Genomic DNA, 16,620 nt, shown 5'->3' with positions numbered 1-16,620 from the left:
CCATGAGCACCGAACGCACCCCGCAACAGACCGCCGAATACGTGCGCGACGGCATGTTCGCCAACGACAACGCCTCCAAGGGCCTGGGCATGCGCATCGTGGAGGTCGGCCCGGGCCAGGCCACGATCGAGATGCGCGTGCGCCCCGACATGCTCAACGGCCATGCGATCTGCCACGGCGGCTTCATGGCCACGCTGGCCGATTCCACCTTCGCCTTCGCCTGCAACTCCTACAACGAGCTGACCGTGGCCTCGGGCTTCGCGATCGACTTCATCGCGCCCGCGCGCGAAGGCGACCTGCTGACCGCGCGCTGCTTCGAGGTTTCGAAGGCCGGCCGCACCGGCGTCTACGACACCGAGATCACCAACCAGCGCGGCGAGCGCGTCGCGATCTTCCGCGGCCGCTCCTACACCGCCAAGGGCCGCCCCGCCGTCGCGGCCTGAACCGAACGAAAAAAACGAGGACCCCGTCATGCCAGCACCCCGCCCCGCCCCCGGCGATCTCGAACCGATCGAGACCGCGAGCCGCGACGAGATCACCGCGCTGCAGGTGCAGCGCCTGCGCGACACGCTGCAGCGCGCCTACGACAACGTCCCGCACTACCGCCAGGCCTTCGACGCCAAGGGCGTGCAGCCGGGCGACCTCAAGACGCTCGCCGACCTCGCGAAATTCCCGTTCACGGTCAAGAGCGACCTGCGCGACAACTACCCCTTCGGCATGTTCGCGGTGCCGCGCCAGCAGGTCGCGCGCATCCATGCCTCGTCGGGCACCACCGGCAAGCCGACCGTGGTCGGCTACACGAAGAAAGACATCGACACCTGGGCCGACCTGGTCGCGCGCTCGATCCGCGCCGCGGGCGGCCGCGCCGGCGACCTGATCCACATCGCCTACGGCTACGGCCTGTTCACCGGCGGCCTGGGCGCGCACTACGGCGCCGAGCGCGCGGGCTGCACCGTGGTCCCGATGTCGGGCGGCCAGACCGAGAAGCAGGTACAGCTGATCCAGGACTTCCGGCCCGACATCATCATGGTCACGCCGAGCTACATGCAGGTAATCATCGAGCAGTTCGAACGCCTGGGCCTGGACGCCAAGGACAGCTCGCTGCGCATCGGCATCTTCGGCGCCGAGCCCTGGACCGAGGCCATGCGCCGCGACATCGAGGCCAAGGCCGGCATCGACGCGGTCGACATCTACGGCCTGAGCGAAGTCATGGGCCCGGGCGTGGCCAGCGAATGCGTCGAGAGCAAGGACGGCCCGGTGATCTGGGAGGACCACTTCTATCCCGAGATCATCGATCCCGAGACCGGCGAACTGAAGGCCGACGGCGAGGAAGGCGAGCTGGTCTTCACCTCGCTGAGCAAGGAGGCGATGCCCATCATCCGCTACCGCACGCGCGACCTCACGCGCCTCTTGCCGCCCACCTCGCGCGCCTTCCGCCGCATGGGCAAGATCGTCGGGCGCAGCGACGACATGATGATCATCCGCGGCGTGAACGTCTTCCCCACGCAGGTCGAAGAGATCGTGCTCGCGCACGGCGCCCTCACCGGCCTCTACCAGGTGCACGTGAGCCGCGAAGGCCTGCTCGACCAGGTCGAGGTGCACTGCGAGCTCGCGCCGCATGAAGCCGCCGCGGCCGACCGCGCGGCCATCGCCGGCTGGGTGCAGCACCGCGTGAAGACGCTGGTCGGCATCTCCACCCGCGTGGTGGTGCATGCGCCGAACGAGATGGAACGCACGCAGACCGGCAAGGCCCGGCGCGTGGTCGACAACCGCCCGCGCTGAGGCGCCGCCGCTTTCCCCGAACCGCCACCGATGACACTGAATTTCCGATCGATCGCCCTCGCCTGCGCCCTGGTGGCGCTGGCCGGCTGCGCCGCCAACTCCACCGCCCCGGCCACCGGCGCGGTTATGCCCCCGGCCGGCAAGGTCACGATCAAGCGCGACGACTACGGCGTGCCGCACGTCTATGCCAACGACGTGCGCGGCCTGTTCCACGGCTTCGGCTACGCCGTCGCGGAAGACCGCCTGTTCCAGATGGAGATGGCACGCCGCGCCGTGCTGGGCACCGTCGCCGAAGTGATGGGCCCGGCCTATGTCGCGCTCGACAAGGGCAGCCGCGCCAGCTTCGATCCCGCCTCGATCCGCGCGCAGATGGCGCGCCTGTCGAGCGACGACAAGGCCATCTTCGACGGCTATGCCGCCGGCTTCAATGCGCGCGTGAACGAAGTGCTGGCCGCGCCGGCCACGCTGCTGCCCAAGCAGTTCGCCGATGCCGGCTTCCGCCCGAAGGCCGACTGGAGCGGCTACGACGTGGCGATGATCTGGGTCGGCACCATGGCCAACCGCTACTCCAACGTGAGCAGCGAGCTCGCCAACCTGCGCCTGCTCGAGCAGCTGCGCAAGGCGCGCGGCGACGAGGCCGGCCGCCAGCTGTTCGACCAGATCCGCTGGGTGGAAGACCCGCTCGCGCCCACCACCGTGCCGCGTCCCAAGGCCGTGGCCCGAGGCGCCGCCGACGATGCGCACGCCGCCCATCGCGCGGCGCTGGCGCCGGTCTCGCCCGAGCTGCTGGTCGCGCGCAACGAGATCGATGCCGCGCAGCGCGGCGTGGCCGAGCCCTGGACCCGCCCGATCGCCAGCAACCTCTGGATCGCCGGCCCGAACAAGACCACCGACGGCAGCACCGTCTTCATCAACGGCCCGCAGTTCAACTGGTTCAATCCCTCGTACGTGTTCGGCATCGGCCTGCACGGCGCCGGCTTCGACGTGACCGGCAACACGCCGTTCGCGCATCCCGTGGTGCTGTTCGGCACCAACGGCAAGATCGCCTGGGGCGCCACCGCCGGTCCGCTCGACGTGAACGACATGTACCAGGAGAAGCTGGACCCCGCCAACCAGTACCGCTACCTGTTCAACGGCGCGATGCGCGCCATGAGCAAGCGCACCGAGCTCATCAAGGTCAAGGGCCAGCCCGACCAGAGCCTGGACGTCTACGCCACCGTGCACGGCACCGTGACCAACTTCGACCTGCCCAACGGCACCGCGTATTCGATGAAGCGCAGCTGGGACGGCTACGAACTCGAGTCGCTGCTGGGCTGGATCCACGCGATGCGCGCGCAGAACTGGGAACAGTGGCTGGCGCAGGCCTCGCGCGTGGCCATCACCATCAACTGGTACTACGCCGACACCGCCGGCAACATCGGCTACGTCTCGCCGGGCCGGCTGCCGATCCGCCCGGCCACGCAGGACATCCGCCTGCCCGCCGTGGGCGACGGCTCGATGGAATGGCTCGGCATCCGCCCGTTCAGCGAGGACCCGAAGACCTTCAACCCGGCGCAGGGCTACGTCGCCAACTGGAACAACCAGTCGGCGCCGGGCGCGGTCAGCGACGGCGGCAACTACTCGGTGGTCGACCGGGTGCACGAGTTCACGGCGCGGCTCGAGGCCAAGCCCCGGCTCACGCCCGACGAGCTCTGGGCGCTCAACCGCATCACCGCCTACGCCGACACCAACGCGCGCTACCTCGTGCCCTTCGCCCTCGAGGCGACGCGCGGCCTGCCGGCCGCCGACCCGGCGCGCCGCGCGGCCCAGGTGCTGGCGGACTGGAACATGCTCAACGAGGACCCGGCCGAGCGCGGCGTCTACGACAGCCCGGCCACCACGCTGATGACGGCCTGGCTGCCGATCCTCTACCGCAAGGTGCTGGCCGACGACCTGCCGCCCGAGGTGTTCGCGGCCTATGCGGGCACCGGCTATGCCGGCGAGACGCAGGTGGCCAGCATCCGCCCGGGCAACGGCCTGAAGCTGGTCTACAACGCGCTGCTCGGCCCCAAGGCCGGCGTGCCGCAGCGCTACGACTTCTTCAACGGCGAGGACAAGAACGCCGTGCTGCGCGCCACGCTCGCGCAGGCCGTGGCCGAGCTCGACAAGCGCTTCGGCAGCGACACCGCCAAGTGGCGCACGCCGGTGACGAAGCATGTGTTCCTCACCAGCAACTTCATCGGCGCGCCGCAGGCCGGGGCCGACGAGCTGCTGAGCCTGCCGAGCTACATGAACCGCGGCACGCAGAACGACAAGGTGGTGCTCGGCGCCAAGGGCGTCGTGCTGTGCACCGCCGCCCCGCCGGGCCAGAGCGGCTTCGTTGGACCCGACGGCCGCAAGTCGCCCCACTACGCCGACCAGATGACGCTGTTCAAGGATTTCGGCTGCAAGAGCGAGGCCCTGACACCGGCCGAGGTGGACCGCCGGGCGCAGTCCACGAAGCAGCTGAGCTACTGACCACCGATCGACGACCTCTTCACCTCTCAAGGAGAACCGCGATGTACACACAAGCCATGGACACCATGGGCAAGGACGCCGGCGACGGCAAGAAGGCCCTGCGCTCGGCCGACGAGTTGCGGCTCGAGGAACGCTTCGACGCGCGCATCGACGCCGGCGACTTCATCGAGGCCAAGGACTGGATGCCCGATCACTACCGCAAGACGCTGGTGCGGCAGATCAGCCAGCATGCGCACTCGGAGATCGTCGGCATGCTGCCCGAGGGCAACTGGATCAGCCGCGCGCCCACGCTCAAGCGCAAGGCGATCCTGCTGGCCAAGGTGCAGGACGAGGGCGGCCACGGCCTCTACCTCTATGCCGCCGCCGAGACGCTGGGCACCTCGCGCGACCAGATGTTCGACGCGCTGCACACCGGCAAGGCCAAGTACAGCTCGATCTTCAACTACCCCACGCTGACCTGGGCCGACATGGGCACCATCGGCTGGCTGGTCGATGGCGCGGCCATCATGAACCAGGTGCCGATCTGCCGCTGCTCCTACGCGCCCTATGCGCGCGCCATGATCCGCATCTGCCGCGAGGAGAGCTTCCACCAGCGCCAGGGCTACGAGGCGCTCCTGACCATGATGACCCACGGCACCGACGCGCAGAAGGCGATGGTGCAGGACGCGGTCAACCGCTGGTGGTGGCCCTCGATCATGATGTTCGGCCCGCCCGACGACCAGTCGCCCAACTCGGCGCAGTCGATGCGCTGGGGCATCAAGCGCTTCAGCAACGACGAGCTGCGCCAGAAGTTCATCGACGCCACCGTCGAGCAGGCGGCCATCCTCGGCGTGACCCTGCCCGATCCCGACCTCAAGTGGAACGAGGAACGCCAGGCGCACGACTTCGGCACCATCGACTGGAGCGAGTTCTGGCGCGTGATCGGCGGCGACGGCCCCTGCAACCGCGAACGCCTGCAGGCCCGTGTCGACGCCTGGGAAGACGGCGCCTGGGTGCGCGAAGCCGCACTCGCCCATGCCAACAAGCAACCGATGAAGGAGGCGGCATGACCGTCGAACAGAAACAAGAATGGCCCCTGTGGGAAGTGTTCGTGCGCAGCAAGGCCGGCCTGGACCACAAGCATTGCGGCAGCCTGCACGCCGCCGACTCGAAGATGGCGATCCAGATGGCACGCGACGTCTACACGCGGCGCCAGGAAGGCTGCAGCATCTGGGTGGTGCGCTCCGAGCAGATCGTCGCGAGCGATCCGGGCGACAAGGACATGTACTTCGATCCCGCCGAGGACAAGGTCTACCGCCACCCGACCTTCTACGCGCTGCCCAAGTCCGTCGACCACATGTGAGCGGCCGGCCATGCAAGCATCGATCGAACTGAACCGCACGCCCGCCGTGCAGTACCTGCTGCGCATCGGCGACACCTGCCTGGTGCTGGCCCAGCGCCTGGGCGAGTGGTGCGGCCACGCGCCCGTGCTCGAGGAGGACATCGCGATGGCCAACATCGCGCTCGACCTCGTGGGCCAGGCGCGCGCGCTGCTCACCCACGCCGGCAAGCTGGAAGGCGCCGGCCGCGAGCACGACGAGGACCAGCTCGCCTACCTGCGCGAGGAGCGCGACTACTTCAACCTCACGCTGGTCGAACTGCCGCGCGGCGACTTCGCCTTCTCGGTGGTGCGCAACACCATGATCGCCACCCTGCTCAAGCTGCTGTGGCAACGGCTGGCGAGCTCGAACGACGAGGAAGTGGCCGCCATCGCCGGCAAGGCGCTGAAGGAAGCGCGCTACCACCAGCAGCATTCGGCCGACTGGGTGGTGCGCCTGGGCGACGGCACCGAGGAGTCGCGCCGCCGCACCGAGGCCGCGCTCAAGCAGGCCTGGCTCTACATGCCCGAGCTGTTCGAGGCCGACGCGGTCGACCGCGAGGCCAGCGCCAGCGGCCTGGGCCCGGCCTGGAACGAACTGCGCGAGCCGTGGTTCGCCGAGATGCAGCAGGTGCTCGACGCCGCCGGCCTGGCCGCGCCGGCCGAGGCCAAGTTCCGCAGCACCGGCAAGCAGGGCGTGCACAGCGAGCACATGGGCTACATCCTGGCCGAGATGCAGCACCTGCAGCGCGCCTTCCCCGGGGGCGTGTGGTGACTGCCGACACCATGGCCGCTTCGCGCATCGACGCCGCCTGGGAGGTGCTGCACTCGGTGCCCGACCCCGAGGTGCCGGCCGTGTCGGTCTGCGACCTCGGCATCGTGCGCGACGTGATCGAGCACGACGACGGCCTCGAGGTGGTGCTGACGCCGACCTATTCGGGCTGCCCCGCGACCGAGGCCATCGAGCACGACGTGCTGGCCGCGATCGAGCGCGCCGGCCTCGGCCCCGCGCGCGCCACCCTGCGCCGCGCGCCGGCCTGGACCAGCGACTGGATCAGCGACGAGGGCCGCGCCAAGCTCAAGGCCTACGGCATCGCCCCGCCCGCCCACCTCACGCCCGAGCAGGCCGCCGGCACCGCGGTGCCGATCCGCCTGTTCGGCCGCCTCGCCGGCGAGCGCATCGCCTGCCCGCGCTGCGCGAGCGAGCGCACCGAGCGGCTGTCGGCCTTCGGCTCCACCGCCTGCAAGGCGCTGTACCGCTGCCTCGCCTGCCGCGAACCCTTCGAACATTTCAAGCCGATCTAGGCCCCACGCCGATGAGTACCCTGTTCCACCCCCTGCGCGTGAAGGCCATCGAGCCCGACACGCCCGAGGCCGTCATCGTCTCCTTCGAGGTCCCCGAGACGCTGCGCGAAGTCTTCGGCTTCACGCAGGGCCAGTACCTGACCCTGCGCAACGAGATCGACGGCCAGGACCTGCGCCGTTCCTATTCGATCTGCGCCGGCGTCGACGACGGCGAGCTGCGCGTGGGCGTGCGCAAGGTGCGCGGCGGCCAGTTCTCCAACTGGATCAACGCCCACCTCAAGCCCGGCGACTCGATCCAGGTGATGGCGCCGCAAGGCCGCTTCTTCGTGCCGATCGAGGGCGAGTCCGCGCGCCACCATGTCGGCATCGCGGGCGGCAGCGGCATCACGCCGATCCTGTCGATCATGAAGACCGTGCTCGCGCGCGAGCCGAAGAGCCGCTTCACGCTGATCTACGGCAACCGCCAGCTCCAGTCCACGATGTTCAAGGAAGAGATCGAGGACCTGAAGAACCGCTACATGACGCGCCTGGTGCTGCAGCACGTGTTCTCCGACGAGCACACCGATTCGCCGCTGGGCTTCGGCGTGATGAACCGCGAGAAGATCGGCGAGTTCCTGCAGGGCCTGGTGCCCGCGGGCAGCATCGACCACGTCTACATCTGCGGCCCGTTCCAGATGAACGACGAGGCCGAGGCCGCGCTGCTGGCCGCGGGCGTGCCCGAGGAACGCATCCACATCGAGCGCTTCGGCGTCGCGCTGCCCTCGGCGAGCTCGACCGCCCAGGTCGGCGCCGTGGTGCACGAGGCCCTGCCCGGCGACGCCAAGCGCGCGCGCGTGACCATCGTGCGCGACGGCCTGCAGCGCGAGATCACCTACACCGAAGGCCAGCCCAGCATCCTCGACGCGGCCTCTGCGGCCGGCCTCGAGGTGCCGTTCTCGTGCACCTCGGGCGTGTGCGGCACCTGCCGCGCCAAGTGCGTGGACGGGGAAGTCCGCATGGAAAGAAACTTCGCGCTCGACAAGAATGAAGTGGCCGCGGGCTTCGTATTGACCTGCCAGGCCCACCCCCTTACCGAACGCGTCACGCTCTCGTTCGACGAGCGCTGAGATACTTCAGGCCTCAACCTTTTTTCAACCGGAGACAAGCCAACCATGAAATTCTTCAAGCCCCTGCTGATCGCCGCCCTGTGCGCCACGGCCCTGTCGGCCTGGGCCGACGTCAACGTCGGCGTGACCATCTCGGCCACCGGCCCGGCGGCTTCGCTGGGCATCCCCGAGAAGAACACGATCTCGCTGATGCCCAAGACCATCGGCGGCCAGAAGATCAACTACATCGTGCTCGACGACGCCTCCGACACCACGGCCGCCGTCAACAACACGCGCAAGCTGATCGCCGAGAACAAGGTCGACGTGATCCTGGGCTCGACCACCACGCCGGCCTCGCTCGCGATGATCGACGTGGCCAGCGAGGCGCAGACGCCGATGATCTCGGTGGCCGCCTCGGCCCGCATCATCGAGCCGATGGACGCCAAGAAGAAGTGGGTCTTCAAGACGCCGCAGAACGACATCATGATGTCGCTGGCCATCGCCGAGCACATGGCCGCCAACGGCGTGAAGAGCGTCGCCTTCATCGGCTTCTCCGACGCCTACGGCGAAGGCTGGTCGCAGGAATTCGCCAAGGCCGCCGAACTCAAGAAGATCAAGGTCGTGGCCAACGAACGCTATGCGCGCACCGACACCTCGGTCACCGGCCAGGCGCTGAAGATCATGGCCGCCAAGCCCGACGCGGTGCTGGTCGCCGGCTCGGGCACGCCGGCCGCGCTGCCGCAGAAGACGCTCAAGGAGCGCGGCTACACCGGCAAGATGTACCAGACGCACGGCGTGGCCAACGCCGACTTCCTGCGCGTGGGCGGCAAGGACGTGGAAGGCACCTTCCTGCCGGCCGGCCCGGTGCTGGTGGCCGACCAGCTGCCCGCCGGCCACCCGGTGAAGAAGTCCGCGCTCGCCTACGTGGCGGCCTATGAAGCCGCCTACGGCAAGGGCTCGGTCTCGACCTTCGGCGCGCACGCCTGGGACGCCGGCCTCCTGATGAGCTCGGCCGTGCCGGTCGCGCTCAAGAAGGCCCAGCCGGGCACGCCCGAGTTCCGCGCCGCGCTGCGCGACGCGCTCGAGCAGACCAAGGACGTGGCGGGCGCGCACGGCGTGTTCACCATGAGCGCGAGCGACCACCTGGGCCTGGACCAGCGCGCGCGCGTGATGGTCAAGATCGAGAACGGCGCCTGGAAATTCCAACCCTGATCGCACGGGGCTGAACGACGGACACCGCGGGCCGGCGCCACCGGCCCGCGGTGTTCCTGCAAGAGGGGCACGGTTTTTCTCTCGCCCCTGGTCTTCTGAAGGAAAGTTGGTCGTATGGATTTGCAGATCGCCCTGCTGCTCGGGCAGGACGGCATCGTGAACGGCGCGGTCTACGGACTGATGGCGCTCGCGTTGGTGCTGGTGTTTTCGGTCACGCGCGTGATCTTCATCCCGCAGGGCGAGTTCGTCGCCTTCGGCGCGCTGTCGATGGCCGCGCTGCAGGGCGGCCGCGCGCCGTCCACGCTGTGGCTGCTGCTGGCGCTGGCGCTGGCCGTGCTGGCGATCGAGGCCTGGCGCTGGAAGCGCGGCGCCACGGTCGACTGGCGCTCGGCGCTGACCTGGTGCGTGGCCTTCCCCGCGGTGGCCGCCGCGCTGGTGCTGGTGCTCAAGCCCACCTCGCTCGCGACGCAGGCGCTCACCGTGCTGGTGCTGATCGCGCCGCTGGGCCCGCTGCTCTACCGCCTCGCCTACCGCCCGCTGGCCGATGCCAGCGTGCTGATGCTCCTGATCGTCTCGGTGGCGCTGCACGGCGTGCTGATCGGTCTCGGGCTGTTCTTCTTCGGCGCCGAGGGCTCGCGCACCAGCGCGTTCTCCGAGCTGCGCCTCGACCTCGGCGGCATTCCCGTCACCGGCCAGTCGCTGGTGGTGGTCGGCGTCACGCTGGTGCTGGTGATCGCGATGTTCTGGTTCTTCGGCCGCTCGATGATCGGCAAGGCGCTGCGCGCCACCGCCATCAACCGCGTCGGCGCACGGCTGTCGGGCATTCCCACCGAGCTCTCGGGCGACCTGAGCTTCGCGCTCGCGGCCGTCATCGGCGCGGTGTCGGGCCTGCTGATCGCGCCGATCACCACGGTCTACTACGACACCGGCTTCCTGATCGGCCTCAAGGGCTTCGTGGCCGCCATCGTCGGCGGGCTCGCGAGCTATCCGCTGGCGCTCGCGGGCGCGCTGCTGGTGGGCCTGCTCGAGGCCTTCTCCTCCTTCTGGGCCAGCGCGTACAAGGAAGTGCTGGTCTTCACTTTGATCATCCCGGTGCTGTGGTGGCGTTCGCTGCGCAGCCATCACGTGGAGGACGAGGAATGAACCCGTCTTCATCGACCCCTGTGGCTTCTTCTTCCGCCAACGCCGTGCCCGAGGGCCGTCCGCTCGTCACGCCGCGCGTGCTCACGCTCGTGTTCATCGTCGCGCTCGCGCTGGCCTGGGGCTGGCTGCCGCCCTTCACCGTCACCGTGCTCAGCAACATCGGCCTCTATGCGCTGGTGGCCGTGGGCCTGGTGCTGCTGACCGGCGTCGGCGGCATGACCTCCTTCGGCCAGGCCGCCTTCGTCGGCATGGGCGCCTATGCCACGGCCTGGATCTGCACCTCGCCGACCGCGGCCGGCTGGCTCGGCGGCCTCGCGGGTTCCGCGCTGGTGCCCTGGCTCGGCCTGCTGCTCGGGCTGGTGCTGACCTTCGCGCTGGCCTGGGCGCTCGGCGCGGTCACGCTCAAGCTCTCGGGCCACTACCTGCCGCTGTGCACCATCGCCTGGGGCCTGAGCCTGTACTTCCTGCTCGGCAACATGGAGTTCCTCGGCGGCCAGACCGGCATCACCGGCATTCCGCCGCTGGTGATCGCGGGCGTCTCGTTCGCCACGCCGCGCATGCTGGGCGTGGTGATCTGGGCCGTGCTGCTGCTGGCGCTGTGGGCCATGCACAACCTGCTCGACTCGCGCGAGGGCCGCGCCATCCGCGCGCTCAAGGGCGGCCGGCTGATGGCCGAATCGATGGGCGTGGACACCGCGCGCCACCGCATCAAGCTGTTCGTGCTGGCCGCGCTGCTGGCCGCGATCTCGGGCTGGCTCTACGCCCACATGCAGCGCTTCGTGAACCCCACGCCCTTCAACCTCAACATCGGCATCGAGATGCTGTTCATGGCGGTGGTCGGCGGCGCGGGCCATCTCTGGGGCGCGGTGCTCGGCGCCACGCTGATCACGCTGCTGAAGGAAAAGCTGCAGGACATCCTGCCCGCGCTGCTGGGCACCAGCGGCAACTTCGAGGTGGTGGTGTTCGGCCTGCTGATGCTGTTCGTGCTGCAGCGCTTCGCCGACGGCCTGTGGCCCACGCTGGCGCGGTTGTCGCGCCGCTGGGTGCGCGAACTGCCGCGCGCCGCCGGCGCCGGCCCGGCCGTCTCGAGCACCGAGCAGCTCGCGCAGCGCGCGCTGCCGGCCAGCGGCAGCCTGCTGCTGCAAGCCGACGGCGTGAGCAAGCGCTTCGGCGGGCTGGTGGCCAACAACGACATCTCGATGACCCTCAAGGCCGGCGAGGTGCATGCGCTGATCGGACCCAACGGCGCCGGCAAGAGCACCTTCTTCAACATGATCTCGGGCGTGGACGATCCCACCACCGGCGAGGTGCGGCTGGTCGGCCAGCCGATGTCGGGCAAGCCCTCGCGCGCCTTCGCCGCGCTGGGCCTGGGCCGCACCTTCCAGCACGTGCGCCTGCTCGGCCAGCGCAGCGTGATCGAGAACGTGGCGCTCGGCGCCCACCTGCGCGCCAGGCGCGGCTGGGTGTCGGCGATGCTGCGGCTGGACCGCGCGGAGGAAGCCGCGCTGATGGCCGAGGCACGGCGCCAGATCGAACGCTGCGGCCTCGGCGCGCATGCCGACACGCCCGCGGCCTCGCTCTCGCTGGGCCAGCAGCGCGTGGTCGAGATCGCGCGCGCGCTCGCGGGCCAGCCCTCGGTGCTGCTGCTCGACGAGCCCGCGGCCGGCCTGCGCCACCTCGAGAAGCGCGCGCTGTCCGAGCTGCTCGGCCAGCTGCGCGCCGAAGGCCTCGGCATCCTGGTGGTGGAACACGACATGGAGTTCGTGATGAACCTCGCCGACCGCATCACCGTGCTCGAGTTCGGCACTGTGATCGCCACCGGCTCGCCCGCCGAAGTGCAGGCCAACCCGCGCGTGCTCGAGGCCTACCTCGGCGGCGCCGACGACGAACTGCTCGAGGACGCATCGCGATGAGCCAACCCCTGCTTCAACTCGACGGCTTCTGCGTCGCCTACCGCGAGGTGGAGGCGGTGCACAGCGTGCGCCTGCACGTGAACGAAGGCGAGATCGTCACCGTGATCGGCCCGAACGGCGCCGGCAAGACCACGCTGCTGTGCGCGGCGATGGGCCTCCTGCCCTCCACCGGCAGCCTGTCGCTGCAGGGCGAGCGCATCGCGCGCCCGGGCGTCGAGGCCATGGTGGCGCGCGGCGTGGCGCTGGTGCCCGAGCGGCGCGAGCTGTTCGGCGAGATGTCGGTGGAAGACAACCTGCTGCTCGGCGGCTTCTACCAGTGGCGCAAGGGCAAGCGCGACCAGCGCGCGCGCATGGACGAGATCTTCGAGATCTTCCCGCGCCTGAAGGAACGCCGGCCGCAGATGGCCTCCACGCTCTCGGGCGGCGAACGCCAGATGCTGGCCATCGGCCGCGCGCTGATGGCGCGCCCGCGCCTCTTGATGCTCGACGAGCCCTCGCTGGGCCTCGCGCCGCTGGTGGTGCGCGAGGTGCTGCGCGTGGTGGCGCAGCTGCGCAAGCACGGCGTGTCGGTGCTGCTGGTGGAGCAGAACGCGCGCGCCGCGCTGCAGGTGGCCGACCGTGCCTACGTGCTCGAGATGGGCGCCGTGGCGCTCGAGGGCCCGGCGCGCGAGCTGCTGCACGACCAGCGGATCATCGATACCTACCTGGGCATCGGCAAGAAGGACGACGCCCACTGACGAATGCCTCCCTCCCCCGCCGGGGGAGGGCCGGGGTGGGGGCACGACGGCCCCGACCTCCGCGCAGCCCCGAGCTCCGGGGTTGCACCCATCCCGACCTTCCCCCGCAGGGGAAGGCCCAACACAGAGATAGCAAAGGACCCAGCACCATGAGCACCACCCTCCAAAGCTACATCGCCGGCCGCTGGATCGGCCGCGAGGCCGCGCAGTCGCTGCGCAGCGCCGTCAACGGCCAGGCCATCGCCAGCACGCACGCCGAGGCGATCGACTTCGCCGAGGCGCTGGCCCATGCGCGCCGCGTCGGCATCCCGGCGCTGATGGCGCTCGACTTCCAGCAGCGCGCCGAACGCCTCAAGGCACTGGCCAAGTACATCGCCGCGAACAAGGAAACCCTCTACGCCGTCTCGGCCCACACCGGCGCCACGCGCGCCGACGGCTGGGTCGACATCGAGGGCGGCGCCGGCACGCTGGCGGCCTACGCGGGCATCGGCAGCAACGAGCTGCCCTCGGGCAACCTGGTGCACGAGGGCCCGGCCTTCCCGCTCGGCAAGAAAGGCGGCTTCGCGGGCACCCACATCCTGGTGCCGCGCGGCGGCGTGGCGGTGCACATCAACGCCTTCAACTTCCCGGTCTGGGGCCTGCTCGAGAAGTTCGCGCCCAGCTTCCTCGCGGGCATGCCCTGCATCGGCAAGCCGGCCACCGCCACCAGCTACCTCACCGAGGCCGTGGTGCGGCTGATCGTGCAGTCGGGCATCCTGCCCGAGGGCAGCCTGCAGCTGGTCATCGGCGGCACGGGCGACCTGCTCGACCGCCTCGAGGGTCCCGACGTCGTGACCTTCACCGGCTCGGCCGACACCGCCGCCAGGCTGCGCGTGCATCCGAACCTGGTGCGCCAGTCGATCCCGTTCAACGCCGAGGCCGACTCGCTCAACTGCGCGATCCTCGCGCCCGACGTCACGCCCGACGACGAGGAGTTCGACCTGTTCGTGAAGGAGGTGGCGCGCGAGATGACGGTGAAGGCCGGCCAGAAGTGCACCGCCATCCGCCGCGCCATCGTGCCGCGCCAGCATCTCGACGCCGTGGCCGAGCGCCTGCGCGCGCGGCTGGCCAAGACGGTGGTGGGCGATCCCTCGCGCGAGGAAGTGCGCATGGGCGCGCTGGCCTCGCATGCGCAGCAGGCCGACGTGGCCGAGCGCGTGGCCGAGCTGCGCAAGGGCGCCGAGCTGGTGTACGGCGGCGGCGACGGCTTCTCGCCCGTGGGCGAGGGCACGGCCGAGGGCGCCTTCTTCGCGCCCACGCTGCTGCTGAGCCGCAAACCGCTCGAGCACGACGCGGTGCACGACATCGAGGCCTTCGGCCCGGTCAGCACGCTGATGCCCTACGAGGGCATCGACGAGGCGCTGGCGCTGGCCGCGCGCGGCCGCGGCAGCCTGGTCGGCACGCTGGTCACGCGCGATCCCGCCACCGCCGCCAAGGCGATTCCCGTCGCCGCGGCCTGGCACGGCCGGCTGCTGGTGCTCGACCGCGAGGCCGCCGCCGAATCGACCGGCCACGGCTCGCCGCTGCCGCCGCTCAAGCACGGCGGCCCGGGGCGCGCCGGCGGCGGCGAGGAGCTCGGCGGCCTGCGCGCCGTCAAGCACTACTTGCAGCGCGCCGCGCTGCAGGGCTCGCCCACCATGCTGGCGGCCGTCACCGGCGAGCACGTGCGCGGCGCCAAGGTGCGCGAGAGCGAGGTGCATCCGTTCCGCAGCCACTTCGAGGACCTGCAAATCGGCGACTCGCTGCTGACGCACCGCCGCACCGTGAGCGAGGCCGACATCGTGGCCTTCGGCGGCCTGTCGGGCGACTACTTCTACATGCACTTCGACGAGATCGCGGCCAAGGAGTCGCCGTTCGGCAAGCGCATCGCGCACGGCTACTTCGTGCTGTCGGCGGCCGCCGGCCTGTTCGTCTCGCCCGCGCCCGGCCCGGTGCTGGCCAACTACGGCCTCGACACGCTGCGCTTCGTCAAGCCCGTGGGCATCGGCGACACCATCCGCGCGCGCCTGACCTGCAAGCGCAAGATCGACCGCAACCGCAAGGACGCCAACGGCCAGGGCCAGGGCGTGGTGGCCTGGGACGTCGAGGTGACGAACCAGGACGGCGAGCTGGTCGCGAGCTACGACATCCTGACGCTGGTCGCGAAGAAGCCGGTGCCGGCGGCGGCGGCCTGATGTTCGACCTCGGCGGCAAGGTCGCGCTGGTCACCGGCGGCAACGGCGGCCTGGGCCTCGGCATGGCCCAGGGCCTGGCGCAGGCCGGCGCGCGCGTGGTGATCGCCGCGCGCAACCCCGAGAAATCGGCCGCCGCGGTCGAGACGCTGAAGGCGCTCGGCAGCGACAGCTTCGCCATCGCCATCGACGTCGCCGACGAGGCCTCGGTGCAGCAGGCGGTCGACGACGTGGCCGCGCGCTGCGGCCGGCTCGACATCCTGGTCAACAACGCCGGCACCACCGTGCGCAAGCCGGTGGACCAGCTCACGCTGGACGAGTGGAACCTCGTGCTCCAGACCAACCTCACCAGCGCCTTCCTCGTGAGCCGCGCGGCGCACCCGCACATGAAGCGCGGCGGCGGCGGCAAGATCGTCAACGTCGGCTCGATGATGTCGATCTTCGGCGCCGCCTACTCGCCCGCCTATGCCGCGAGCAAGGCCGGCGTGGTGCAGCTCACCAAGTCGACCGCGCTCTCGTGGGCGGCCGACAACATCCAGGTCAACGCGATCCTGCCGGGCTGGTTCCAGACCGAGATGACCGACGGCGCGCGCGCCCAGGTCGCGGGCCTCTACGAGCGCGTGGTCGCGCGCACGGCCGCGGGCCGCTGGGGCCGGCCGGCCGACATCGCGGGCACGGCCGTGTTCCTCGCGAGCCCCGCGGCCGACTACGTGACCGGCGTGTCGATCCCGGTGGACGGCGGCTACTCGACGATGGGCTGACAAGGTGTGAGGGCGCCGGCGGCCCGGCGTGTAGATTCGGGCCCCATGCCTTTCGCCTGGATCCAGATCGCCCTCTTCGTCGTCGTCTCGGCCGCGCTGCTGTACGTCTCGCGCGGCGCGCTGCGCCGGCGCGGCTCGCACGGCTTCTACCGCTTCTTCGCCTGGGAGTGCATGCTGGCGCTGATCCTGCTGAACCTGCCCGTGTGGCACGTGGATCCGCTGGCGCCGCACCAGCTGCTGTCGTGGCTGCTGCTGGCGCTGTCGGCCTGGCTGCCGGTGCATGCCTGGCGCCGGCTGCAGGCCGCGGTGCGGCCCGGCGCGGCGCGCGACGACGATCCCGCGCTGCTCGGCTTCGAGAAGACCTCCTCGCTGGTCACCGACGGCGCCTTCCGCTACATCCGCCATCCGATGTATACGGCGCTGATGCTGCTGGCCTGGGGCGCCTGCCTCAAGGACATCGGCGGTCCCGGCCTCGCGCTGGCGCTCGCGGCCACGGTGCTGCTGGTGCTGACGGCGCTCAGCGACGAGCGCGAATGCATCGCGCATTTCGGCGACGCCTACCGCGCCTACATGCGCGGCACGAAGCGCTTCCTGCCCTTCGTGGTCTGACACCGCCCCC

Annotated in this window: 15 protein-coding genes; all 15 read left to right on the top strand. The window is 70.3% G+C overall.

Going from position 1 to position 16,620, the window contains the following annotated elements; translation table 11 throughout:
- Positions 1–2: 2 nt before the first annotated feature.
- Positions 3–443 (top strand): hydroxyphenylacetyl-CoA thioesterase PaaI, encoded by a 441-nt coding sequence (gene paaI, locus AC07PU_RS29020; protein WP_057593742.1) that lies wholly within the window; start codon positions 3–5, stop codon positions 441–443.
- 28 nt (positions 444–471) lie between these two features.
- Positions 472–1,782: a phenylacetate--CoA ligase PaaK gene (paaK, locus tag AC07PU_RS29015; protein WP_398500084.1), complete on the top strand. Its 1,311-nt coding sequence runs from the start codon at positions 472–474 to the stop codon at positions 1,780–1,782.
- A gap of 30 nt (positions 1,783–1,812) precedes the next feature.
- On the top strand, positions 1,813–4,278 hold the full coding sequence (locus AC07PU_RS29010) for a penicillin acylase family protein (RefSeq protein ID WP_495321811.1): 2,466 nt from the start codon (positions 1,813–1,815) through the stop codon (positions 4,276–4,278).
- Between the two features lie 41 nt (positions 4,279–4,319).
- Positions 4,320–5,327, top strand: a complete 1,008-nt coding sequence (paaA, locus tag AC07PU_RS29005) for a 1,2-phenylacetyl-CoA epoxidase subunit PaaA (RefSeq protein ID WP_057593739.1) — start codon at positions 4,320–4,322, stop codon at positions 5,325–5,327.
- On the top strand, positions 5,324–5,620 hold the full coding sequence (gene paaB, locus AC07PU_RS29000) for a 1,2-phenylacetyl-CoA epoxidase subunit PaaB (RefSeq protein ID WP_057593738.1): 297 nt from the start codon (positions 5,324–5,326) through the stop codon (positions 5,618–5,620). Before paaA ends, paaB begins: the two co-directional genes overlap by 4 nt.
- A gap of 10 nt (positions 5,621–5,630) precedes the next feature.
- Positions 5,631–6,410 (top strand): 1,2-phenylacetyl-CoA epoxidase subunit PaaC, encoded by a 780-nt coding sequence (gene paaC, locus AC07PU_RS28995; RefSeq protein ID WP_495321810.1) that lies wholly within the window; start codon positions 5,631–5,633, stop codon positions 6,408–6,410.
- 11 nt (positions 6,411–6,421) lie between these two features.
- Positions 6,422–6,940, top strand: a complete 519-nt coding sequence (gene paaD, locus AC07PU_RS28990) for a 1,2-phenylacetyl-CoA epoxidase subunit PaaD (RefSeq protein WP_093352182.1) — start codon at positions 6,422–6,424, stop codon at positions 6,938–6,940.
- Between the two features lie 11 nt (positions 6,941–6,951).
- Positions 6,952–8,046, top strand: a complete 1,095-nt coding sequence (paaE, locus tag AC07PU_RS28985) for a 1,2-phenylacetyl-CoA epoxidase subunit PaaE (RefSeq protein ID WP_093351767.1) — start codon at positions 6,952–6,954, stop codon at positions 8,044–8,046.
- A gap of 45 nt (positions 8,047–8,091) precedes the next feature.
- Positions 8,092–9,237 carry an ABC transporter substrate-binding protein gene (locus AC07PU_RS28980; protein WP_093351770.1) on the top strand — a complete coding sequence of 382 codons (1,146 nt, stop codon included), beginning with the start codon at positions 8,092–8,094 and terminating at the stop codon, positions 9,235–9,237.
- Positions 9,238–9,351: 114 nt separating this feature from the next.
- A complete protein-coding gene (locus AC07PU_RS28975) occupies positions 9,352–10,380 on the top strand; it encodes a branched-chain amino acid ABC transporter permease (protein WP_093351772.1) in 1,029 nt (342 codons plus the stop codon).
- Entirely contained in the window at positions 10,377–12,293 is a 1,917-nt protein-coding gene (locus AC07PU_RS28970) for a branched-chain amino acid ABC transporter ATP-binding protein/permease (RefSeq protein ID WP_296781390.1), read from the top strand. The genes AC07PU_RS28975 and AC07PU_RS28970 overlap by 4 nt, the downstream gene beginning before the upstream one ends.
- Positions 12,290–13,030, top strand: a complete 741-nt coding sequence (locus AC07PU_RS28965; RefSeq protein ID WP_208510732.1) for an ABC transporter ATP-binding protein — start codon at positions 12,290–12,292, stop codon at positions 13,028–13,030. The genes AC07PU_RS28970 and AC07PU_RS28965 overlap by 4 nt, the downstream gene beginning before the upstream one ends.
- Before the next feature lie 149 nt (positions 13,031–13,179).
- On the top strand, positions 13,180–15,243 hold the full coding sequence (gene paaZ / locus AC07PU_RS28960) for a phenylacetic acid degradation bifunctional protein PaaZ (RefSeq protein WP_495321809.1): 2,064 nt from the start codon (positions 13,180–13,182) through the stop codon (positions 15,241–15,243).
- Positions 15,243–16,001, top strand: coding sequence for an SDR family NAD(P)-dependent oxidoreductase (locus AC07PU_RS28955; RefSeq protein ID WP_495321808.1), 759 nt, complete (start codon positions 15,243–15,245; stop codon positions 15,999–16,001). The genes paaZ and AC07PU_RS28955 overlap by 1 nt, the downstream gene beginning before the upstream one ends.
- A gap of 45 nt (positions 16,002–16,046) precedes the next feature.
- Positions 16,047–16,610, top strand: coding sequence for a methyltransferase family protein (locus tag AC07PU_RS28950; protein WP_495321807.1), 564 nt, complete (start codon positions 16,047–16,049; stop codon positions 16,608–16,610).
- The last annotated feature ends 10 nt before the right edge of the window (positions 16,611–16,620 follow it).

The organism is Variovorax sp. GW821-FHT10D07 (genome assembly GCF_059415325.1).
Note: the sequence above shows the minus strand (reverse complement) of the source record. Positions and strands in the feature narration are given on the sequence as shown.

What these genes read in the sequence shown, in the direction of transcription:
- paaI (WP_057593742.1), top strand. Translation starts at nt 3, where the DNA reads ATGAGCACCGAACGCACCCCGCAACAGACCGCCGAATACGTGCGCGAC.
- paaK (WP_398500084.1), top strand. Translation starts at nt 472, where the DNA reads ATGCCAGCACCCCGCCCCGCCCCCGGCGATCTCGAACCGATCGAGACC.
- AC07PU_RS29010 (WP_495321811.1), top strand. Translation starts at nt 1,813, where the DNA reads ATGACACTGAATTTCCGATCGATCGCCCTCGCCTGCGCCCTGGTGGCG.
- paaA (WP_057593739.1), top strand. Translation starts at nt 4,320, where the DNA reads ATGTACACACAAGCCATGGACACCATGGGCAAGGACGCCGGCGACGGC.
- paaB (WP_057593738.1), top strand. Translation starts at nt 5,324, where the DNA reads ATGACCGTCGAACAGAAACAAGAATGGCCCCTGTGGGAAGTGTTCGTG.
- paaC (WP_495321810.1), top strand. Translation starts at nt 5,631, where the DNA reads ATGCAAGCATCGATCGAACTGAACCGCACGCCCGCCGTGCAGTACCTG.
- paaD (WP_093352182.1), top strand. Translation starts at nt 6,422, where the DNA reads ATGGCCGCTTCGCGCATCGACGCCGCCTGGGAGGTGCTGCACTCGGTG.
- paaE (WP_093351767.1), top strand. Translation starts at nt 6,952, where the DNA reads ATGAGTACCCTGTTCCACCCCCTGCGCGTGAAGGCCATCGAGCCCGAC.
- AC07PU_RS28980 (WP_093351770.1), top strand. Translation starts at nt 8,092, where the DNA reads ATGAAATTCTTCAAGCCCCTGCTGATCGCCGCCCTGTGCGCCACGGCC.
- AC07PU_RS28975 (WP_093351772.1), top strand. Translation starts at nt 9,352, where the DNA reads ATGGATTTGCAGATCGCCCTGCTGCTCGGGCAGGACGGCATCGTGAAC.
- AC07PU_RS28970 (WP_296781390.1), top strand. Translation starts at nt 10,377, where the DNA reads ATGAACCCGTCTTCATCGACCCCTGTGGCTTCTTCTTCCGCCAACGCC.
- AC07PU_RS28965 (WP_208510732.1), top strand. Translation starts at nt 12,290, where the DNA reads ATGAGCCAACCCCTGCTTCAACTCGACGGCTTCTGCGTCGCCTACCGC.
- paaZ (WP_495321809.1), top strand. Translation starts at nt 13,180, where the DNA reads ATGAGCACCACCCTCCAAAGCTACATCGCCGGCCGCTGGATCGGCCGC.
- AC07PU_RS28955 (WP_495321808.1), top strand. Translation starts at nt 15,243, where the DNA reads ATGTTCGACCTCGGCGGCAAGGTCGCGCTGGTCACCGGCGGCAACGGC.
- AC07PU_RS28950 (WP_495321807.1), top strand. Translation starts at nt 16,047, where the DNA reads ATGCCTTTCGCCTGGATCCAGATCGCCCTCTTCGTCGTCGTCTCGGCC.